The organism is Streptomyces sp. NPDC046977, assembly GCF_040644455.1.
In the GTDB taxonomy this organism is placed as follows: domain Bacteria; phylum Actinomycetota; class Actinomycetes; order Streptomycetales; family Streptomycetaceae; genus Actinacidiphila.
In genome coordinates this window covers 101,725-126,360 of record NZ_JBEYWO010000015.1, presented here as the reverse complement: position 1 = coordinate 126,360, position 24,636 = coordinate 101,725, and the positions used below count along the sequence as shown (strand labels likewise).

The window sequence follows — 24,636 nt, the reverse complement described above, 5'->3', positions numbered from 1 at the left end:
AGGTTCGGAGGTCGGGGCGGACGCACCGCCGAGGGCCGGCGGTGCGTCCACGACGTGTCGGGTCAGGCCTTGCCGAACTTCTTGTCGATGAGCGCGAACAGCTCGTCGTCGCTCGCCTCTTCGATCTCGTCGGCCCCGGACTCGCCGGCCGTCCCGCGGGCCTCGTTCCACTGCGCCAGCAGTGCTTGCAGACGCACCGCCACGCGCGCGTGCGCGGCGTCGTCCGCCGCCGCCTCGGACATCTCCTCCGGGGTCAGCGAGGAGAAGGTGCTCTCCAGCCGGCCGATCTCCTCCAGGACCGACAGCCCGCGCTCGGCAGGCTCGGGGGCCATCTCGTCCAGCAGGTGCCCGGCCAGTGCGGCGGGGTTGGGGTAGTCGTAGACCAAGGTGGCCGGCAGTCGCAGGCCGCTGGCGGCGCTCAGGCGGTTGCGCAGCTCCACCGCCGTCAGCGAGTCGAAGCCGAGCTCCTTGAACGCCTGCCCGTCGCCGACGAGTTCGGCCGACCGGTACCCGAGGACGGCGGCCACCTGGCCGCGCACCAGGTCCAGGACGGTCCGCTCCCGCTCCGCCGCCGGGAGCCCGGTGAGGCGCTCGGTCAGCGTGCGCTCGTCCGCGGCCCCGTCCACGGCCGTGGCCGCCGCGTTCCCCGTGCCGCTCTGCGCCGTCCTGCGTGCGGGGGTGCGCACCAGGCCCCGGAACATCGGCAGCAGCGCGCCGTCCGCGGCCCTCGCCCGCAGCGTCGGCAGGTCGATCCCGACCGGTACGAGCACGGGCTCCGCCGCCGAGAGGGCCGCGTCGAGGAGCGCCAGGCCCTCCTCCGCCGACAGCGGCACGATGCCGCCGCGGGCGACCCTGCCCCGCTCCGCCTCGGTCAGCCGGCCCGCCATGCCGCGCTCCTCGGCCCACATGCCCCAGGCCAGGGACAGCGCGGGGAGCCCGGCGCGGCTGCGGTGTCGCGCGAGCGCGTCGAGGAAGACGTTCGCGGCCGCGTAGTTGGCCTGCCCGGCGCCGCCGAGTGTGCCCGCGGCGGCCGAGAAGAGGACGAACGCCGACAGGTCGAGGTCCCGGGTCAGCTCGTGCAGGTGGAGGGCCGCCTCGGCCTTGGGCCGCAGCACCCGGTCCATCCGCTCCGGGGTGAGCAGGTCCACGATCCCGTCGTCCAGGACGCCCGCGGTGTGGACGACCGCGGTGAGCGGATGCTCGGCGGGAACCCCCGCGAGCACGGTGGCGAGCGCGTCACGGTCGGCCACGTCGCACGCCGCCCAGGTCACCTCCGCACCCGACGCCCGCAGTTGTGCGGTGAGTTCCGCCGCGTGCTCCGCCCCCGCGCCGCGTCGGCTCACCAGCAGCAGCCGCCGCGCCCCGTGCGCCTCCACGGCATGCCGGGCGACGAGCCCGGCCAGGCCGCCGCCGGCGCCGGTGATCAGGACGGTGCCCTCGGGGTCGAAGGAACGAGCGCCGGTCTCCGTCGCCTCGGTCCTGACCAGGCGGGACGCGAACACCGCTCCGCCGCGTACCGCGAGTTCGGGCTCCGCGGAGGCGACGGCGTCCGGCAGTACCCGGCAGGAGGCGTCGGTCCCGTCGACGTCGACGAGCACGAAGCGCTCCGGGTTCTCCGTCTGCGCCGTACGCACCAGGCCCCACACCGGCGCCTGCGCCAGGTCCTCGGTCTCGTCGGCGCCCACGGCCACCGCGCCCCGGGTCACGACGACGAGCCGTGCCCCGGCGAACCTGCCGTTGCCCAGCCAGTCCTGCACCAGGGCCAGGGCCTCGTGCGCTGTGTCGCGCACCTCGCCCGCGAGGCGTGCGACGCCGTCGGCCGTGTCGATGCCGGCCTGCGTGCCGGTCGTGCCGGTCGTCCCGCTCAGCGGCACGAGCACCGTGCCCGGCATCGTCCCGCCCGCCGCGACGGCCGCGTCGAGTGCCGCGAGGTCGGTGTACGACTCCGTGCCGACGCCGGCCTGCTCCAGCGCACCGGCGGAGTCCCCGACGACCGCGAGGGGGGCGGCAGCGGCTGCCCGTGCTCCGGTCGTCCGCACGGGGGTCCAGTCGAGCCGGAACAGCGACTCGCGGGCCCCCGCGGGTGCCGGTGCGAAGCGGGTGGTGTCGGGCTGCCCGGTCACCAGCGCCTCGACGGAGGCGATCCGCCCGCCCGTGCTGTCGGCCACGACGACGGAGACGGTGTCCTCACCGGCCGGCGCAACGTGGAGCCGCACGGCGGCCGCGCCCACGGCGTGCAGGCGCAGACCGCGCCAGGCGACGGCCGTCCGACCCGTGCCGGCGGGGCCGGCTGCCAGTACCTGCGAGGCCGCGTCGAGCAGCGCCGGGTGCAGCGCGTACCGCCCGGCCGACGCCTGCTGCTCCTGCGGCAGCCCGGCCTCGGCGAAGACCTCCTCGCCGCGCACCCACACCTGGGTCAGCGTGCGGAAGGCGGGGCCGTGGTAGAGCTCGGCGGCCGCCAGGCGGTCGCGGACCGCGTCCAGGGCGACCGGCTCGGCGCCGGCGGGCGGCCACTGCCCCGCCGTCTCGTCGTTCGCGGCGTCGGCCGCGGACTGGTCCGCGCTGTCGGCGGAGAGCAGACCGTCGGCGTGCCGGGTCCACTCCCCTTCCGCCAGTCCGTTCGCGGGTCCGTCCGGGCCGGCCGCCGCGTCGGGCCTGCTGTGCACCTGGACGGGGCGGAGCCCCTGCTCGTCCGGCCCGCCCACGGTGACGCGGAGTTGCACCCCACCCTTCTCGGGGAGCACGAGCGGCGCTTCGATCGTCAGCTCGTCGAGGCCGCCGCACCCGGCCTCCTCACCTGCGCGCAGGGCCAGTTCGACGAAGGCCGCGCCCGGAAGGACGACCGTGTCGGCAACGACGTGGTCGGCGAGCCAGGGGTGCGTCCGGGTGGACAGCCGCCCGGTGAAGACGAAGCCGTCCGAGCCCGGCAGCTCGACCGCGGCCCCGAGCAGCGGGTGCCCGGCCGCACCGATGCCGACCGACGCCACGTCCTCGTACTCGGGCAGGTACTCCGCCCAGTAGCGCTCGCGCTGGAAGGCGTAGGTGGGCAGGTCGACGTGGCGGCGGGCACCGGTCCCGGCGAAGAACCGGGCCCAGTCGACCGTGACACCACGCGTGTGGGCCCGGGCGAGGGCGGTCACCGCCGTCTCCGGCTCGGGGCGGCCCTTGCGCAGGACGGGGACGAAGGCGGCGCCTTCCCCGGTCACACAGTCCTGAGCCATCGCGGACAGCACCCCGTCAGGGCCGAGTTCGACGTACGTGGTGACACCTGCGGCCTCGAGGGCGCGGACGCCGTCGAGGAAGCGGACGGCCTCACGGACGTGCCGGACCCAGAAATCGGGCGACGTCACCTCGTCCGTGACCAGACCGCCGGTCAGGTTGGACACCAGCGGAATACGGGGCGCGGTGTAGGACAGGCCCTCGGCGACCTTCCGGAAGTCCGCCAACATGCCGTCCATGTGCGGCGAGTGGAACGCGTGACTGACCGTCAGACGCTTGGACTTCCGGTCCGGGAACGCCTCCACAATCCCCGCGGCAGCATCCTCGTCACCCGCGACGACCACCGAACGAGGACCGTTGACCGCAGCGATGCTCACCCGCTCGCTCAGCAGCGGCAGCACCTCGTCCTCCGACGCCTTCAGCGCGATCATCACCCCGCCGCCCGGCAGCGCCTGCATCAACCGACCACGCGCGGCCACCAACGCGCACGCGTCCTCAAGCGAGAACACCCCGGCCACATGCGCGGCGGCAAGCTCACCGACGGAGTGGCCGGAGAGACAGTCCGGTCGCACACCCCACGACTCGACCAGGCGGAACAGCGCCACCTCGACCGCGAACAACGCCGGCTGCGTGAACTCCGTGCGGTTCAGGACATCGGCGTCGTCCCCGAACAGCACGTCCTTGAGCGGCACTTCGAAATGCCGGTCCAGGTGCGCACACACCGCGTCCAGGGACTCGGCGAACACGGGGTACGTGTCGTACAGCTCGCGCCCCATCCCGAGGCGCTGGCTGCCCTGGCCCGTGAACAGGAACGCGACCCGTTGTTCCGTGTCCGCCACGCCCCGGACCACCTGCGCGGTGGAGTCCCCAGCCACCAGGGCGGCGAGTCCGTCGGCGAACGCCTCGCGGTGATCGGCGACGATCGCGGCGCGGTGGTCCAGCGCCGCCCGTCCGGTCGCCAGAGCAAAGGCGACGTCGAGCGGACGCGGCTCCTCTTGGGCGGCGAGACGGTCGCGCAGTCGCTCCGCCTGGTCACGCAGGGCGGCTTCGGTCCTGCCGGACAGCACCCACACCGACGGCGTCGCGGCGCCCTCCTCGTCCGTCCGGTCGGGCTCCGCGTCAGCGACCTGCGGGGCGGGCGGGGCCTGCTCCACGATGGTGTGCGCGTTCGTGCCGCTCACGCCGAAGGACGAGATGCCGGCGCGGCGGGGGCGACCGGTGTCCGGCCACTCCCGCTGCTCGGTCAGCAGGGCGATCTCGCCTGCCGACCAGTCGACGTGCGGCGTCGGCTCGTCCACGTGCAGGGTCTGCGGCAGCACGCCGTGCTGCATCGCCAGCACCATCTTCATCACACCGGCCACACCGGCCGCGGCCTGCGTGTGGCCCATGTTGGACTTGATCGAGCCGAGCAGCAGCGGCCGCTCCGGCGAGCGGCCCTGGCCGTAGGTGGCCAGCAGTGCCTGGGCCTCGATCGGGTCGCCCAGACGGGTGCCGGTGCCGTGCGCCTCGACCACGTCCACATCGGTGGCCGACAGACCGGCGCTGGCGAGGGCCTGGCGGATCACCCGCTGCTGGGACGGGCCGTTCGGCGCCGTCAGGCCGTTGCTGGCGCCGTCCTGGTTGACCGCCGAGCCCCGGACGAGGGCGAGGACCGGGTGGCCGTTCCGCCGGGCGTCGGACAGGCGCTCGACCAGCAGCATGCCGACGCCCTCGGCCCAGCCCGTACCGTCCGCGGCAGCGGCGAACGCCTTGACCCGGCCGTCCGCCGCCAGACCGCGCTGGCGGCTGAACTCCACAAAGGCACCCGGCGTCGACATGACCGTCACACCACCGGCCAGGGCGAGCGTGCACTCGCCGTTGCGCAGTGCCTGCGCCGCGAGGTGCAGCGCCACCAGGGACGCGGAGCAGGCCGTGTCGACCGTGACGGCCGGCCCCTCCAGGCCGAAGACGTACGAGATACGGCCCGACACCACGCTCGCGGAGTTGCCGGTGCCGAGGAAACCCCCGTCACGATCGGCGGAGTTGAGCACGAGGGAGAGGTAGTCCTGGCCGTTCGTGCCGACGAAGACGCCCGCCTGGCTGCCGCGCAGCGAGGACGGGTCGATGCCGGCCCGCTCGAACGCCTCCCACGACGTCTCCAGCAGGAGCCGCTGCTGCGGGTCCATGGCGACGGCTTCGCGCGGGGAGATCCCGAAGAATCCGGGATCGAAGTCCGCCACGTCGTAAAGGAATCCGCCCTCCTGGGCGTACGGCGGCACCTCCTCGCCGACGGTCTGCGAGCCGAACAGCGCCTCCGCGTCCCAGCCGCGGTCCGCCGGGAACTCTCCAACCGCGTCCGTTCCGGTCGCCAGCAGGTGCCAGAGGTCCTCCGGGGTCCGTACGTCGCCCGGGAAGCGGCAGCTCATCGCCACGATCGCGATGGGGTCGTCGTCCACCGGTACGGCGGCGACGACCGGGCCCGGCACCACGGGCTGCGTGCCGAACAGCTCCCCTCGCAGGTAGTCGGCGAGGGCCGCCGACGTCGGGTAGTCATAGACCAGGGTGGCCGGCAGCCGCATCCCGGTCGCCGCACCCAGCAGGTTGCGCAGCTCGACGGCGGTCAGCGAGTCGAAGCCGAGCTCCTTGAACGCCCGCTCCGCGCCGACGGTCTCCGTTCCGGCATGACCGAGGACCGCCGCCACCTCCCCGCGCACGAGGTCGAGCAGCGCCCGCTCCCGCTCCGGCTCGCTCAGCTTCCCGAGCCGTTCCGCGAGCGAGCCGGAACCGTGTGCCGCGTCCCCGTCGCCCCTGGCGTCCCCGGCCTCGCCGGTACGCGGGGCGAGGGCTCGCTGTGCCTCGGGCAGATCGGCGAGGAGCTTGCTGCCCCGGACTGAGGTGAAGCCGGGGGCGAACCGCTCCCAGTCGATGTCCGCGATGGCGACGGCGGCGTCCGCCGCCTCCAGCGCACGCCGCAGGGCCGAGACGGCCAGAGCCGCGTCCATCGGAGGAATGCCGCCGCGGTGCATCCGGGCGGCCATCGCCTCGTCGGCCGCCATACCGCCCTCGGCCCACGGGCCCCACGCGATCGATGTCGCGGCCAGGCCGTCGGCCCGGCGCTGCTCGGCGAGGGCGTCGAGGTAGGCATTCGCGGCCGCGTAGTTGCCCTGGCCGGCGGCGCCGATCGTGCCGCTCGTCGAGGAGAAGAGGACGAAAGCGTCGAGGGTGATGCCGAGTTCGGTCGTCAGCTCGTGCAGGTTGAGGGCGGAGGTCGCCTTGGCCCGCAGGACGGTCTCGAGACGGTCCGGGGTGAGCGAGTCGAGGACGCCGTCGTCCAGGACGCCCGCCGTGTGCACGACAGCGGTCAGCGAATCAGCGTGCTCGGCAAGCAGCGCCCGCAGCGCATCACGGTCGGAGGCATCACACGCGACGACGGAGACGTCGACGCCCAGCTCGGCAACGAGTTCCGCGGCACCGGGTGCGTCCATGCCGCGCCGGCTGGTCAGCACCAGCCGCTCGGCACCCGCACCCGCCAGCCACCGGGCGATATGACGTCCGAGCGCACCCGTGCCACCGGTCACCAGCACTGTGCCGGACGGGGTCCACGAAGCCGTGCCCTCGGGCAGCGCCGCGCGAACCAGCCGTCGCCCGAACACTCCGGACGAGCGCACGGCCACCTGGTCCTCGGAGGCGGTCAGGACACCGACCACGCGCGACAGCGCACGCTCGTCCAGTACCTCGGGCAGGTCGATCAGACCGCCCCAGCGCTCCGGCACCTCCAGGGCGGCGACCCGGCCCAGTCCCCACAGCTGAGCCTGCGTCGGCGCGGTCAATCTGTCCGACCGGCCGACGGAGACGGCTCCACGCGTGAGGCACCACAACGGGGCGTGCACTCCGGCATCGCCCAGCGCCTGGATCAGGCTCACCGTGTCGACGAGCCCCAGCAGCGAGACCACACCGGCGTACTCACCAGCGACGAGACCCGCCAGCGACGCACGATCCGTGCCCGGCTCGACCTCGACCCGGCGCACCTCCGCACCACGCCCCGCCAGCGCGCCTACGACCGCTGCAGCATCAGCTCCCCGGGTCGGCACGACCACCAGCCACGCCCCGGACAGGCGCGCACCGGAGGCCTCGGCCAGCGGCTTCCACACCACCCGGTAGCGCCAGCCGTCCACCTCCGATCGTTCACGGCCCTGTCGACGCCACGCCGACAGCGCCGGAAGCGCCTCGACCAGCGACGCATCGCCGGCGACGTCCAACTCCGCCAGCAGCGAGGTCAGATCCTCGCGCTCGACGGCGTCCCAGAACCGGGCATCGATGGTGTCCACAGCACCGCCGGTGGGAGCGTTGCCGCTCAGTGCCGCCTCCGGCCAGTACCGCTTTCGCTGGAAGGCGTATGTCGGCAGATCGACAAGTCGTCCGCCGGTCCCGGCGAAGAATCCGGTCCAGTCCACTTCCACGCCTCGGACATACGCCTGCGCGAGCGCCGTGACAGCGGTCTCCGCTTCGGGGCGGCCCTTGCGCATCACCGGAGCGAAGGCCGCGGCCTCGCCCCTCAGACACTCCTGCGCCATCGCCGACAGGATTCCGTCCGGGCCGAGCTCCAGGTAGGTCGTGACTCCTTCGGTCTCCAGGGCTCGGACGCCGTCGAGGAAGCGGACGGCTTCACGGACGTGGCGGACCCAGAAGTCGGGCGAGGACATCTCGTCGGTGACGACGGCACCGGTCAGGTTGGAGACCACGGGGATGCGCGGGGCTTCGAACGACAGCCCGGAGACCGCCTCGCGGAAGGCGTCGAGCATGCCGTCCATGTGCGGCGAGTGGAATGCGTGACTGACCGTCAGACGCTTGGACTTCCGGTCCGGCAAGGACTCCACGATCGCCGTCGCCGCGTCCTCGACACCCGCGATCACCACCGCCTGGGGCCCGTTGACGGCCGCGATGCTCACGCGGTCGGTCAGCAGCGGCAGGACCTCGTCCTCCGATGCCTGCAGCGCGATCATCACGCCGCCGGCCGGCAGCGCCTGCATCAGCCGTCCACGAGCGGCGACCAGCGTGCAGGCGTCCTCCAGCGACAGCACGCCGGCCACATGCGCGGCAGCGATCTCACCGATCGAGTGGCCAGACACGAAGTCGGGCTTGACACCCCACGACTCCAGCAGCCGGAACAGCGCCACCTCGACCGCGAACAGCGCCGGCTGCGTGAACTCCGTTTGGTCCAAAGCCTCCGTGTTGTCCCCGAACAGCACGGTCTGCAGGGGTCGTTCGAGCTGGGTGTCGAGGTGAGCGCTGACCCCATCGAGGGCTTCGGCGAACGCCGGGTAGGTGTTGTAGAGCTCCCTGCCCATCTCCAGCCGCTGGCTGCCCTGGCCCGTGAACAGGAAGGCGAGCTTGCCCGCGACCGGGGATCCGGTCACCGTGCCGGGCACGGAGGTTCCTTCGGCCAGGGCCTCAAGCGCGGCCAGCACATCGTCACGGCCCTGGGCCGTCACCACCACACGCCGTTCGAGGGCCGAGCGGCCCGTCGTCAGCGTCCGCCCCACATCGGACAGCCGCACCTCCGGAGCCGCGACCAACCGCACACGAAGATTCCCGGCCTGCTCACGCAGAGCACTGTCGCTCTTCGCCGAGAGCGCCAAGGGGAGGTACAGCTTCTCCTCGCCCTGCGGAGCGACCTGCTCCACGTCGTCGTTCAGCGGTGCCTGTTCGATGACGGTGTGGGCGTTGGTGCCGCTGAACCCGAACGACGAGATACCCGCTCGACGGGGCCGTCCGGTCTCCGGCCACTCGGCCGCCTCGGTCAGCAGAGCGATGTCCCCAGCCATCCAGTCTACATGCGGGGTCGGTGCATCGACGTGCAGGGTCTGCGGCAGCACCCCGTGCTGCATCGCCAGCACCATCTTCATCACACCCGCGACACCGGCCGCGGCCTGCGTGTGACCGATGTTCGACTTGATCGACCCAAGCAGCAGCGGCCTGTCCTCCGGCCTGTTCTGGCCGTACGTAGCCAGCAGGGCCTGGGCCTCGATCGGATCACCCAGCCGCGTGCCCGTGCCGTGCGCCTCCACCGCATCCACATCCGTGGCCGACAGCCCCGCACTGGCCAGGGCCTGGCGGATCACGCGCTGCTGCGACGGACCGTTCGGCGCCGTCAGACCATTGCTCGCACCGTCCTGATTGATCGCCGAACCCCGCACCAGAGCCAGCACCGGGTGACCGTTGCGCCGTGCGTCGGACAACCGCTCGACCAGCAGCAGACCAACACCCTCACCCCACCCCGTGCCATCAGCAGCGGCGGCGAACGCCTTGACCCGGCCGTCCTCCGCCAAGCCGCGCTGACGGCTGAACTCCACGAACGTGCCGGGCGTCGACATCACCGTCACACCACCGGCCAGCGCCAGCGAGCACTCGCCATTGCGCAGCGCCTGCACCGCCCAGTGCAACGCCACCAACGACGCCGAACACGCCGTGTCGACCGTCACCGCCGGGCCTTCCAGCCCGAACACGTACGACAACCGACCCGACACCACACTCGCCGCGTTGCCCGTCCCCAAGTGCCCTTCCAGGCCCTCGGAATCCTCCAGCAACACCGACAGGTAGTCCTGGCCGTTCGTGCCGACGAACACACCGGTCTGGCTGCCCTGCAGCGTCACAGGATCAATGCCGGCCCGCTCGAACGCCTCCCACGACGTCTCCAGCAACAACCGCTGCTGCGGATCCATCGCCAACGCCTCACGCGGCGAGATCCCGAAGAAGTCCGCATCGAAGTCCGCCGCGTCATAAACGAAGCCACCCTCGCGCGCATACGACGTCCCCTGCGCACCAGGATCAGCGTCATACATCCCCGCGACATCCCAGCCACGGTCCAACGGCAACCCCGAAACAGCATCCGTCCCCGACGACAACAGCTGCCACAGGTCCTCAGGGCTCCGTACACCACCCGGGAACCGGCAACTCATCGCCACGATCGCGATCGGATCATCATCCGCAACAATCACCGCCGGCAGATCCGCATCCGCAACACGGACCGTCCCCAGCGCCTCACCCCGCAGATAATCCGCGAGCGCAGCCGACGTCGGATAGTCGTAGACCAGCGTCGCCGGCAACCGCAGTTCCGTCGCCGCACCCAACCGGTTCCGCAGCTCCACCGCGGTCAGCGAGTCAAAGCCCAACTCCTTGAACGCCCGACCCGCCTCGACATCCCCCACGCCGCTATGCCCCAGCACCTCGGCAACCGCCCGACGCACCAACTCCAGCACAAACGGCGCACGATCACCCTCAGCCATCCCCCGCAACCGCACACCAAACGACGAACCGACCGCCTGAGAGGACTCATCCGTGTCCTCTTCAGTGCGGGCGACCGCCATCGCCTCCGGCAGCTCGGCGAGGAGCCTGCTCGGACGCGCGGACGTGAATCCAGGGGCGAAGCGCTCCCAGTCCATGTCCGCGACGGCGACGACAATGTCCTGGGCGCCCACCGCACGGTGCAGGGCAGTCAGTGCTGTTGCCGCGTTCATGGGCGATACGCCGCCGCGGCGCATCCGGGCGGCCATCGCCTCGTCGGCCGCCATGCCGCCCTCGGCCCACGGACCCCAAGCAATCGACGTCGCCGCCAAACCATCCGCACGCCGCTGCTCAGCGAGAGCATCGAGGTAGGCGTTCGCCGCCGCGTAATTGCCCTGGCCCGCGGCTCCCCATACGCCGGCGGCAGAAGAGAAGAGCACGAAGGCGTCGAGGGTGATGCCCAGCTCGATCGTCAGCTCGTGCAGGTTGAGGGCCGACGTGGCCTTCGCCCGAAGAACACCGTCGATGCGCTCCGGCGTCAGGGCATCCAGCACACCGTCGTCCAGCACGCCCGCCGTGTGGACGACAGCGGTCAGCGAATCAGCGTGCTCGGCAAGCAGCGCCCGCAGCGCATCACGGTCGGAGGCATCGCACGCGACGACGGAGACCTCGACGCCCAACTCCGCAACGAACTCGGCAGCACCGGGCGCGTCCATACCGCGCCGACTGGTCAGCACCAGCCGCTCAGCACCAGCCTCCGCCAACCACCGCGCGACACGACCACCCAGCGCACCCGTGCCACCCGTCACCAGCACCGTGCCCGACGGAACCCACGAAGCCGTACCCTCCGACAGCACGGCCCGCACCAGACGACGCCCGAACACCCCGGACGACCGAACCGCCACCTGGTCCTCACCGGAGCCGGCCAGCACCCCGACCACACGCGACAGCGCACGCTCATCCAGCGCCTCGGGCAAGTCGATCAGACCGCCCCAACGCTCCGGCACCTCCAGCGCAGCCACCCGGCCCAGACCCCACAGCTGAGCCTGCACGGGCGACACCAGCCGGTCCGACCGGCCGACCGAGACCGCACCCCGCGTCAGACTCCACAACCGGGCGTCCACACCGACATCGCCCAGGGCCTGCAGCAGCGAGACCGACTCAACGAGCCCGAGCAGCGACACGACACCCGCGTACTCACCGGCCCCCAGACCCGCCAGCGCCACACGATCCATGCCCGGCTCGACCTCGACCCGGCGCACCTCGGCGCCACGCCCCGCCAGCGCATCCACCACCGGCCCGGCAACGTCGCTCCCGGTCGGCACGACCACCAGCCACGCCCCGGACAGACGCGCGCCGGAAACCTCGGTCAGCGGCTTCCACACCGCCCGGTACCGCCAGCCGTCCACCTCCGACCGCTCCCGACCCTGCCGACGCCACGCCGACAGACCAGGCAGGACGCTCGCCCAAGCGGTGTCGTCATCGGTCCCGAGGGCGGTGACCAGTGACGTGAGGTCTTCGCGCTCGACGGCGTCCCAGAATCGGGCGTCCACGGCGTCCACGGACCTACTGGCGAGAGCGTTCCCCAGGAGCGCCGCCTCCGGCCAGTAGCGCTTCCGCTGGAATGCGTACGTCGGCAGGTCCACCCGCCGCGTAGCGGTCCCGGCGAAGAACTTCCGCCAGTCGACCTCGACGCCTCGCACGTGCACCTGCGCCAGAGCCGTGCCGGTGGTCTCGACTTCCGGTCGGCCCTTGCGCAGCACCGGAACGAAGACCGCGCCCTCGCCCGTCACACACTCCTGCGCCATCGCCGACAGCACACCGTCCGGACCCAGCTCCACGAACAGGCTGACCCCGGCAGCCTCCAGGGCGCGAACGCCGTCGAGGAAGCGCACGGCCTCACGAACGTGCCGGACCCAGAACTCCGCGGAGCCCATGTCATCCGTGACGACGGCGCCTGTCAGGTTGGAGACCACGGGGATGCGCGGGGCCTCGAACGACAGCCCGGACACCGCCTCACGGAAGGCGTCCAACATGCCGTCCATGTGCGGCGAGTGGAACGCATGACTGACCGTCAGCCGCTTCGACTTCCGATCCCCAAACGACTCCACGATCGCGACCGCAGCATCCTCGTCACCCGCGATCACCACCGACGAAGGCCCGTTGACCGCCGCGATGCTCACGCGGTCGTTCAGCAGCGGCAGAACCTCGTCCTCCGACGCCTGCAGCGCGATCATCACACCGCCGGCCGGCAGCGCCTGCATCAGCCGTCCGCGAGCGGCGACCAGCGTGCACGCGTCCTCCAACGACAGCACGCCGGCCACATGCGCGGCAGCGATCTCGCCGATGGAGTGGCCGGACACGAAGTCGGGCTTCACACCCCACGACTCGACCAGCCGGAACAGCGCCACCTCGACCGCGAACAGCGCAGGCTGCGTGAACTCCGTCCGGTCCAGCGGCTCGGTGTCCTCCCCGAACAGCACGCCCCTCAACGGCACATCGAGGTGCGCATCCATATGCGCACACACCACGTCCAAGGCGTCCGCGAAGGCCGGGTACGCGCCGTACAGCTCACGCCCCATCCCCAACCGCTGGCTGCCCTGGCCCGTGAACAGGAAGGCGAGCTTGCCCGCGACCGGGGATCCGGTCACCACACCAGGCGCCGGGGCGCCTTCGGCCAGCGCCTCAAGCGCGGCCAGCACATCGTCGCGGCCCTGGGCCGTCACCACCACACGCCGTTCGAGGGCCGAGCGGCCCGTCGTCAGCGTCCGCCCCACATCGGACAGCCGCACCTCCGGAGCCGCAACGAGCAGGTCCCGGAGATTCGCCGCCTGCTCACGCAGGGCGATGTCGGTCTTCGCGGACAGTGCCAGCGGCACGAACGGTAGTTCTTCGACGGGCAGTTCCGAGTCATCGAGCTCGGCGACTTCCGGTGCCTGTTCGATGACGGTGTGGGCGTTGGTGCCGCTGAACCCGAACGACGAGATACCCGCACGACGGGGCCGTCCGGTCTCCGGCCACTCCTGCTGCTCGGTGAGCAGCGCGATGTCGCCCGCCGTCCAGTCCACGTGCGGGGTCGGTGCGTCGACGTGCAGGGTCTGCGGCAGCACCCCGTGCTGCATCGCCAACACCATCTTCATCACACCCGCGACACCGGCCGCGGCCTGCGTGTGACCGATGTTCGACTTGATCGAGCCGAGCAGCAGCGGCCGGTCCTCGGGCCTGTTCTGGCCGTACGTAGCCAGCAGCGCCTGGGCCTCGATCGGGTCACCCAGACGCGTGCCCGTGCCGTGCGCCTCCACCGCGTCCACATCCGTGGCGGACAGGCCGGCGCTGGCCAGGGCCTGGCGGATCACGCGCTGCTGCGACGGACCGTTCGGGGCGGTCAGGCCGTTGCTCGCACCGTCCTGATTGATCGCCGAACCCCGCACCAGAGCCAGCACCGGGTGACCATTGCGGCGGGCGTCCGAGAGTCGCTCGACCAGCAGCAGACCAACACCCTCACCCCACCCGGTGCCATCAGCAGCGGCGGCGAACGCCTTGACCCGGCCGTCCTCCGCCAAGCCGCGCTGACGGCTGAACTCCACAAACGTGCCCGGCGTCGACATCACCGTCACACCACCGGCCAGCGCCAGCGAACATTCACCCTGCCGCAGCGCCTGCACCGCCCAGTGCAACGCCACCAACGACGCCGAACACGCCGTGTCGACCGTCACCGCCGGGCCTTCGAGGCCGAAGGTGTAGGAGATACGTCCGGAGACGACGCTGGCCGCGTTGCCCGTGCCCAGATGGCCTTCCAGGCCCTCGGAATCGTCCAGCAGCACCGACAGGTAGTCCTGGCCGTTCGTGCCGACGAACACACCCGTCTGACTGCCCTGCAAAGAAGCCGGGTCTATGCCGGCCCGCTCGAACGCCTCCCACGACGTCTCCAGCAGCAGCCGCTGCTGCGGGTCCATCGCCAGCGCCTCACGCGGCGAAATCCCGAAGAAGTCCGCATCGAAATCCGCCGCGTCATAAACGAAGCCGCCCTCGCGCGCATAGGACGTCCCCTGCGCACCGGGATCAGCGTCATACAACCCCGCGACGTCCCAGCCACGGTCCAACGGCAACCCCGAAACAGCATCCGTCCCCGACGCCAACAACTCCCACAGATCCTCCGGAGACCGCACACCACCCGGGAACCGGCAGCTCATCGCCACAATCGCGATCGGATCATCATCCGCAACGATCACCGCCGGCAGATCCGCATCCGCAACCCGGACCGTCCCCAGCACCTCACCCCGCAGATAATCCGCGAGCGCAGCCGACGTCGGATAGTCATAAACCAGCGTCGCCGGCAACCGCAGCTCCGTGGCCGCACCCAACCGGTTCCGCAGTTCGACGGCCGTCAGCGAGTCAAAGCCCAACTCCTTGAACGCCCGACCCGCCTCGACATCCCCCACGCCGCCATGCCCCAGCACCTCGGCCACCAGCCGACGCACCAACTCCAGGACAAACGGGGCACGATCACCCTCAGCCATCCCCCGCAACCGCACAGCAAACGACGAACCAGCAGATTCGGAGACGTCGTTCGCGTTCTCCTTGTACGCAACAGTGGCGGCCTCTTGGAGTTCTACGAGCAGCCTGCTGGGACGCGCGGACGTGAAACCAGGCGCAAAGCGCTCCCAGTCGAAGTCGGCGATCAGGAGGGCCGCCTCCGCAGATCCGGCGGCCTGGTGCATCGCCACCATGGCGAGGTCTGCCCGCATCGGCGGAACCCCGCCGCGGCGCATCCGGGCGGCCATCGCCTCGTCGGCCGCCATGCCGCCCTCGGCCCACGGGCCCCAAGCAATCGACGTCGCCGCCAAGCCATCCGCACGCCGCTGCTCGGCCAAAGCGTCCAGGAAGGCGTTCGCGGCCGCGTAATTGCCCTGACCGGCGGCGCCGATCGTGCCGCTCATCGACGAGAACAGGACGAAGGCCTCGAGCTCCACGCCGAGTTCGGTCGTCAGCTCGTGCAGGTTGAGGGCGGAGGTCGCCTTGGCCCGCAGGACGGTCTCGAGACGGTCCGGCGTGAGGGAGTCGAGGACGCCGTCGTCCAGGACGCCCGCTGTGTGGACGACAGCGGTCAGCGAATCAGCGTGCTCGGCAAGCAGCGCCCGCAGCGCATCACGGTCGGAGGCATCGCACGCGACGACGGAGACCTCGACACCCAGCTCCGCCATCAGCTCGGCAGCACCCGGCGCCTCCATACCGCGCCGGGTGGTCAGCACCAACCGCTCAGCACCAGCCTCCGCCAACCACCGCGCGACACGACCACCCAGCGCACCCGTACCACCGGTCACCAGCACCGTGCCCGACGGCGACCACGAAGCCGTACCCTCCGGCAGCACGGCCCGCACCAGACGACGCCCGAACACCCCGGACGACCGAACCGCCACCTGGTCCTCACCGGAGCCGGCCAGCACCCCGACCACACGCGACAGCGCCCGCTCGTCCAGCGACTCGGGCAAGTCGATCAGACCGCCCCAGCGCTCCGGCACCTCCAGACCCGCCACCCGGCCCAGACCCCAGACCTGCGCCTGCACCGGCGACACCAGCCGGTCCGACCGGCCAACGGAAACGGCGCCGCGCGTCAGGCACCACAGCGGTGCATCCACCCCGGCATCGCCCAGAGCCTGGATCAGCCCCGTCGTGTCGACCAGCCCCAGCAGCGAGACCACACCGGCGTACTCACCGGCGACCAGACCCGCCAGCGTCCCGCGATCCTTGCCCGGCTCGACCTCGACCCGGCGCACCTCCGCACCACGCCCAGCCAGCGCATCCACAACCGGCCCGTCAACGTCGCTCCCGACCGGGACGGCCACCAGCCACGCCCCGGACAGACGCGCGCCGGAAACCTCGACCAGCGGCTTCCACACCACCCGGTAGCGCCAGCCGTCCACCTCCGACCGCTCCCGGCCCTGCCGACGCCACGCCGACAACGCCGGAAGCACCTCACCCAGCGACGCATCGCCGGAGACGTCCAACTCGGCGGCCAGGGAGACCAGGTCCTCGCGTTCCACCGCGTCCCAGAACCTGGCGTCCACCGCGCTCGCCTGATCCGGCGCCGTGACCTGCGGGGCCGCCCAGAGAACGGTCTCGGGCCAGAACCTCCGCCGCTGGAAGGCATACGTCGGCAGGTCGACACGCCGCGCACCCGTGCCGGCGAAGTACCCGGCCCAGTCCACTTCCACGCCCCGCGTGTACGCCTGCGCCAGGGCGGTGACGGCACTCTCCGCCTCCGGTCGGCCCTTGCGCAGCACCGGAACGAAGACCGCGCCCTCGCCCGTCACACACTCCTGGGCCATCGCCGACAGCACACCGTCCGGACCCAGCTCCACAAACGTCGTGACGCCCGCGGCCTCCAGCGCACGCACACCATCCAGGAAGCGGACAGCCTCACGGACGTGCCGCACCCAGAACTCCGCAGAGCCCATGTCATCCGTGACGACGGCGCCCGTCAGGTTCGACACGACCGGGATGCGCGGTGCCTCGAACGACAGCCCGGACACCACCTCACGGAACGCATCCAGCATCCCGTCCATGTGCGGCGAGTGGAACGCATGACTGACCGTCAGCCGCTTCGACTTGCGGTCACCGAGGGAATCCACGATCGCGACCGCAGCATCCTCGTCACCCGCGATCACCACCGACGAAGGCCCGTTGACCGCCGCGATGCTCACACGCTCGTTCAGCAGCGGGAGGACCTCGTCCTCCGACGCCTGCAGCGCGATCATCACACCGCCACCCGGCAGCGCCTGCATCAACCGCCCACGCGCCGCCACCAGCGTGCACGCATCCTCAAGCGACAGCACCCCCGCCACATGCGCAGCCGCGATCTCACCCACCGAATGCCCCGACACGAAGTCCGGACGCACGCCCCAGCTCTCCAGCAGCCGGAACAAGGCAACTTCCACCGCGAACAACGCCGGCTGCGCGAACTCCGTCCGGTCCAACGCCTCCGCGTCATCCCCGAACAGCACATCCAGACCCAGCCGCTCACGCACCGCATCAAGCGCCTCCGCGAACACCGGATAGGCGTCGTACAACTCACCCCCCATCCCCAGCCGCTGGCTCCCCTGCCCCGTGAACAGGAAGGCGAGCGCGCCGGTCGTCACGGCGCCCTGCACCAGGCCCGGTGCGTGGTCGCCGCGGGCCAGGGCCGCGAGGGCGTCGAGTCGGGCGGCCGGGTCCCCGGCGACAACGACGGCGCGGTGTTCCAGGGCGGCGCGGCTGGTGGCGAGGGAGTAGGCGAAGTCGAGTTCGCCCGTGTCCGCGATGCCGGCCGCCGTCGGGTGCAGGCGCTCGGCCTGGGCGCGCAGGGCGTCCGCCGTCCGGCCGGAGACGAGCCAGGGCACGACGGGCAGGTCGCGGGCCGGCTCCTGCTGAGCGGGCACGACGACATCGGGCGCCTGCTCGATGATCGCGTGGGCGTTGGTGCCGCTGTAGCCGAAGGAGGAGATGCCGGCGCGGCGCGGGCGGCCGGTCTCCGGCCAGTCGACGGCCTCGGTCAGCAGGGCGATGTCGCCCGCCGTCCAGTCGACGTACGGCGTGGGCTCGTTCACGTACAGGGTCCGGGGCAGGACGCCGTGGCGCATCGCCATGACCATCTTGATGACACCGGCGGCTCCGGCGACGGCCTGGGTGTGGCCGATGTTCGACTTCACGGAGCCGAGCCACACCGCCCGGCCGTCGGGGCGGCCCTGGCCGTACGTCGCGAGCAGGGCCTGGGCCTCGATCGGATCGCCCAGGGTCGTACCGGTGCCGTGGGCCTCCACCGCGTCGACGTCCGTGGCCGCGAGGCCGGCGTCGGCGAGGGCTTCCCGGATGACGCGCTGCTGGGACGGGCCGTTCGGCGCGGTGAGGCCGTTGCTCGCACCGTCCTGGTTCACCGCCGAACCACGGACGAGAGCGAGCACCGGGTGCCCGTTGGCGCGCGCGTCGGACAGGCGCTCGACGAGGAGCAGGGCGACGCCCTCGGACCAGCTCGTCCCGTCCGCCGAGGCGTCGAAGGCCTTGATGCGGCCGTCGGCGGCCAGGCCGCGCTGGCGGCTGAACTCGGTGAACGCGCCCGGGGTGGACATGATGGTGACAGCGCCTGCCAGTGCCATCGAGCAGTCGCCGCGGCGCAGTGCCTGCGCCGCCAGGTGCAGGGTGACCAGGGACGACGAGCAGGCGGTGTCGATGGTGACGGCCGGGCCCTCGAGCCCGAAGGTGTAGGAGATGCGGCCGGAGACGACGCTGGCGGCGTTGCCGGTGCCGAGGTGGCCTTCGAGGCCGTCGGCGTCGTTGAGCCACAGGTGCAGGTAGTCCTGGGCGTTGGAGCCGACGAAGACGCCGGTGCGGCTGCCGCGCAGCGTGGTGGGGTCGATCCCGGCCCGCTCGAACGTCTCCCAGGTGGTCTCCAGCAGCAGGCGCTGCTGCGGGTCCATGGAGAGCGCCTCGCGCGGCGAGACGCCGAAGAAGTCGGCGTCGAACTCGGCGGCGCCGTGGAGGAAGCCGCCTTCGCGGGCGTAGCTGGTGCCCTCGCTGTCGGGGTCGTCGCTGTAGAGGTGGTCGAGGTCCCAGCCGCGGTCGGCGGGGAAGCCGGTGATGCCGTCGCGCCCGGCGGCCAGGAGCTCCCACAGGTCCTCGGGGGACGTGACGCCACCGGGGAAGCGGCAGCTCATCGCGACGATGGCGATGGGGTCGTCGTCCGCGCCGGTCCGGGTCGTCCCGGCGCGGGAGCCGGCCGGCGCCGGGTCGCCGGCCCGGTGGGTGGTGATGGAGGCGCCGTCCGTCAGGTCGCCGACGAGTTCTTCCCGCAGGAAGCCGGCGAGCGCGGTGGCGGTCGGGTAGTCGAAGACGAGGGTGGCGGGCAGGCGTCGGCCGGTGGCGGCGCCGAGCAGGTTGCGCAGTTCGACCGCCGTGAGGGAGTCGAAGCCGAGCTCCTTGAACGAGCGTCCGGGCTCGACGGAGGCCGGTCCGGGGTAGCCGAGGGCGGTGGCGACCTGCTTGCGTACGAGGTCGAGCAGGGCGCGGTCGCGTTCTGCCGGGGCGAGCCCGGCCAGCCGCTGCCGCAGGCCGTCCTCTCCTGCGGTGCCGGTGGTGGCGGCTGCCCGGCGGGCGGGCACCCGGACGAGGCCGCGCAGGAGCGGCGACAGGGCGCCGGAGCCGGCCTGGTTGCGCAGGGCGGCCAGGTCGGCGTGCATGAGGACGGGCGTCGCCTCGTCGGCGCGGTGCGCGAGGTCGAAGAGTTCGAGGCCTTCCGCGATGGTCAGCGGGGGCAGGCCCGCGCGCCGCATGCGGCTGATGTCGGCCTCGTCCAGGGTGCCGGCCATGCCCGCGCCGCCGGTTGCGTCGTCCGCGTCGCCGGCCCACAGGGCCCAGGCCATGGAGGTGGCGGGGAGGCCCTGGGCGCGCCGGTGGTGGGCGAGGGCGTCGAGGAAGACGTTGGCGGCTGCGTAGTTGCCCTGGCCGGGGCCGCCGAAGACGCCGCCGATGGAGGAGAACAGGACGAAGGCCGAGAGGTCGAGGTCCCGGGTGAGCTCGTGCAGGTTGAGCGCCGCGTCGGCCTTGGGACGCAGGACGGCGGAGAGCCGCTCCGGGGTGAGGGACGTGATGACGCCGTCGTCGAGCACGCCCGCGGTGTGGACGACCGCGCCCAGCGGGTGTGCGGCGGGGATGCCGCGCAGGACGTCCGCGAGCGCGTCGCGGTCGGCGACGTCGCACGCCGCCCAGGTGACGGTGGCGCCCAGCGCGGTCAGTTCGTCCCGCAGTCGCTCGGCCTCCGGGGTGGTGCCGCCCCGGCGTCCCACGAGCAGCAGGTGGCGTACGCCGTGTTCGGTGACGAGGCGGCGCGCGACCAGGCCGCCGAGCATGCCGCCCGCGCCGGTGACGAGCACGGTCCTGTCGGGCGCGTACGCGGTAACAGCGGCGTCGCCGTCGTCGTCCCCGCGGGCAACGCGAGCCAGCCGCAGGACGTGTACGGAGCCGCCGCGCAGGGCGAGTTGGGGTTCGTCCGCCGCGAGGGCCGCGTCGAGGGCGTACGGCAGGGCGCGGGCGGAGTCCTCGTGTCCGTCGGTGTCGACGAGCAGCAGCCGGTCGGGGTACTCGGACTGCGCGGAGCGCAGCAGGCCGACGACGGCGGCGTGGACGGGGTCGGTGCTCCCGGCGCCGTCGCCGGTGGTGACCGCGCCCTGGGTGACGACGACCAGACGGCAGCCGGCGAAGGCCTCGCCCGCGAAGGGCTCGTCCGCGCACCACGCCTGGGCGAGCGCGAGGGCGTCGTGGGCGGCGGCGTGCACGGCCTGGGCCGACAGTGTCTCCGTCGGGCCGTAGCCGACGACCACGGCGTCCGGCACGGGCGCCCCGGCTTCGACCGCCGCGGCGAGGGCGGCGAGGTCCGCGTGCACTCCGACCTCGCCGGGCAGTGCCCCCGGCAGCGAGGCGACAGCGGCGGCCCCGCCCACGACGGCCCAACGCCGCGGCGCGGAGGCGGTGTCGGGGGTACCCGGCAGGGGGGTCCACTCGGCGCGGAACACCGACTCGTGGTGGGCGGTACGGGCGGCCCGCACCTGCTCGGCGGAGACGGCGCGCAGCACGAGGGCGTCCACGGTGGCGACGGGCGCGCCGGAGGTGTCGGCGATCTCCAGCCGCACGCCGTCCGTGCCCGCCGGTGCGAGGCGGACGCGCACGGCCTCGGCGCCCGCGGCGTGGAGGGTCACGCCCGTCCAGGAGAACGGGAGGCGTCCCTCGCCGTCGTTGCCGCCGAGCCCGCCGAGGGCGAGTGCGTGCAGGCCGGCGTCGAGCAGGGCGGGGTGCAGGCCGAAGTCCCGGGCGGCCGTGGCGTTCCCCTCGGGCAGCTCGACCTCGACGTAGACACTCTGCCCGTCCCGCCACGCGGCCGTCAGCCCGCGGAAGACGGGGCCGTAGGCCATGCCGAGCGCGGAAAGCTCCGCGTACAGGTTCTCCGTCGGAACGGCCTCGGCGCCCGCCGGGGGCCACTGGGCGAGCTCGAAGTCCGGGCGTGCCGCGCCCTGGGCGAGGACGCCGTCGGCGTGCCGCACCCACGGCTTGTCGGACGCGCCGCCCTCGGCGCGGGAGGAGAGCGTGAAGGTGCGCCGGCCGGTGCCGTCGGCGTCCGGTGCGGACACGTGGATCTGCACCTGCACGCCGCCCCGCTCGGGCAGCACGAGCGGTGCCTGGAGGGTGAGTTCCTCCAGCACGTCGCAGCCGACCTGGTCACCGGCGCGTACGGCCAGCTCGACGAAGGCGGTACCGGGCAGGAGCACGGAGCCCATGACGGCGTGGTCGGCGAGCCAGGGGTGCGTGTCGAGCGAGAGGCGTCCGGTGAAGAGGAAGCCGTCGGAGTCGGCGAGCGCGACGGTGGCGCCCAGCAGCGGGTGGCCCACGGGCTCGAGGCCGACGGCGCGCAGGTCGCCGGCGCCGCGGCCCGATTCGATCCAGTAGCGCTGCCGCTGGAAGGCGTAGGTGGGCAGGTCGACGCGGCTGGCGCCGGTCCCGGCGAAGTACCCCGCCCAGTCCACCGGCACCCCGCGCACATGGGCGTGGGCGAGCGCGGTGGTGACGGTCTCGGCCTCGGAGCGGTCCCTGCGCAGGACGGGGACGAAGGCCGCGCCCTCGCCGGTCACGCACTCCTGCGCCATGGCCGACAGCACACCGTCCGGGCCGAGTTCGACGTACGTGGTGACCCCGGCAGCCTCCAGGGCGCGAACGCCGTCGAGGAAACGCACGGCCTCACGAACGTGCCGCACCCAGAAGTCCGCCGACGCCATCTCGTCGGTGACGACGGCACCGGTGAGGTTCGAGACGACCGGGATGCGGGGGGCTTCGAAGGAGAGCCCCGCCACGACCTCGCGGAACGCGTCCAGCATCCCGTCCATGTGCGGCGAGTGGAACGCATGGCTGACCGTCAGGCGCTTGGACTTCCGGTCCCCGAGGGAATCCACGATCGCGACCGCGGCATCCTCGTCACCCGCGATGACCACGGCCTGCGGGCCATTGACCGCCGCGATGCTCACGCTATCGTTCAGCAGCGGCAGGACCTCGTCCTCCGACGCCTGCAGCGCAATCATCACGCCACCACCGGGTAGCGCCTGCATCAACCGCCCACGGGCCTCGACCAGCGTGCACGCGTCCTCAAGCGACAGCACCCCCGCCACATGCGCGGCAGCGATCTCACCCACCGAATGCCCGGACAGGAAGTCCGGCCGCACACCCCACGACTCCAACAGCCGGAAGAGAGCGACCTCCACCGCGAACAACGCCGGCTGCGCGAACTCCGTACGGTCCAACGCCTCCGCGTCGTCCCCGAACAGCACATCCAGCCCGAGCCGTTCGCGCACGGCGTCCAGCGCCTCCGCGAACACCGGATAGGCCGCGTACAGCTCACGCCCCATCCCCAGCCGCTGACTCCCCTGCCCCGTGAACAGGAACGCCACCTTGCCGGCGACGGGCGAGCCGGTCACCACGCCCGGCGCGGCTTCGCCCTCGGACAGGACGGCGAGGCCGGACAGCAGGCCGGCGCGGTCCTCGGCGACGACGACGGCGCGGTCCTCGAAGGCGGCGCGGGTCGTGGCCAGGGCGTGCGCGACGTCCACCGCGCCCACCCCGGTGTTCTTCTCGACGTACGCGTGGAGGCGGCGGGCCTGCTCGCGCAGCGCGTCGCGCCCCTTCGCCGAGAGCAGCACCGGCACCGCGCCCCCGAGGGCGGTGGGCGCCGGGGCGTCCGGCTCCTCGGGCTCCGGGGCCTGCTCGATGATGGTGTGCACGTTGGTGCCGCTGACGCCGAAGGCCGAGACGCCGACGCGGCGCGGGCGGCCGGTCTCCGGCCAGTCCACGGCGTCGGTGAGCAGGGACACGGCGCCCGACGACCAGTCGACGTGCGAGGTCGGCTGGTCGACGTGGAGGGTGCGCGGCAGCACGCCGTGCCGCATCGCCATGACCATCTTGATGATGCCCGCGACACCCGCGGCGTTCTGGGTATGGCCGATGTTGGACTTGAGGGAGCCCAGAAGCAGCGGCCGGTCCTCGGGCCGCTCCTGGCCGTACGTGGCCAGCAGGGCCTGCGCCTCGATGGGGTCGCCGAGCGTGGTGCCGGTGCCGTGCGCCTCGACGGCGTCGATGTCGGCGGGGGTCAGGCGGGCGTTCTCCAAGGCCTGGCGGATGACGCGCTGCTGGGACGGGCCGTTGGGGGCCGTCAGTCCGTTGCTCGCGCCGTCCTGGTTGACCGCCGAGCCGCGCACGAGGGCCAGCACGGGGTGGCCGTTGCGGAGCGCGTCGGACAGGCGCTCGACGAGCAGCACGCCGACGCCCTCGGACCAGCCGGTGCCGTCGGCCGCCTCGGCGAAGGACCGGCAGCGCCCGTCGGGGGACAGTCCGCGCTGGCGGCTGAACTCGACGAAGACGTCGGGCCCGGCGAGCACGGTGACGCCGGCGGCCAGGGCCAGCGAGCATTCGCCTTGCCGCAGCGCCTGGACGGCCATGTGCAGGGCGACGGAGGAGGACGAGCACGCCGTGTCGATGGTGGCGGCGGGGCCTTCGAGGCCGAAGACGTAGGCGAGGCGGCCGGAAACGACGCTGGAGGCGGTGCCGGTGAGGAGGTGGCCCTCCACGCCGTCGGGGAGGTCCCCGGCGCCGGCACCGTACGCGTTGGCGGAGGCGCCGACGAAGACGCCGGCCCGGCTGCCGCGCAGGGTGGCCGGGTCGATGCCGGCCCGCTCGAAGGTCTCCCAGGTGGTCTCCAGCAGCAGGCGCTGCTGGGGGTCCATGGCGAGCGCCTCGCGCGGCGATATCCCGAAGAATGCGGGGTCGAAGTCGCCCGCGTCGTGGAGGAAGCCGCCGTGGCGCGCGTAGGTGGTGCCCTCGTGGTCGGGGTCCGGGTCGTACAGCGACTCGATGTCCCAGCCCCGGTCGACGGGGAAGCCGGTGATGCCGTCGCCGCCGCTGTCGACGAGGTTCCACAGGTCCTCGGGCGAGCGGACGCCGCCGGGGAAGCGGCAGCCCATGGCGACGATGGCGATCGGCTCGCGCGAGGCGTCGGTCAGCTCCCGGTTCCGGCGGCGCAGCCGCTCGGTCTCCTTCAGGGATGCCCGCAGCGCTTCAACGACTTTTTCGTTCGGGGTGGTCATC

At 72.5% G+C, this 24,636-nt stretch carries 1 protein-coding gene; it reads right to left on the bottom strand.

Annotated elements, in window-relative coordinates; all coding sequences use genetic code 11:
* Positions 1-62 precede the first annotated feature (62 nt).
* On the bottom strand, positions 63-24,635 hold the full coding sequence (locus tag ABZ883_RS22775) for a type I polyketide synthase (protein WP_360908788.1): 24,573 nt from the start codon (positions 24,633-24,635) through the stop codon (positions 63-65).
* Position 24,636: the final 1 nt, after the last annotated feature.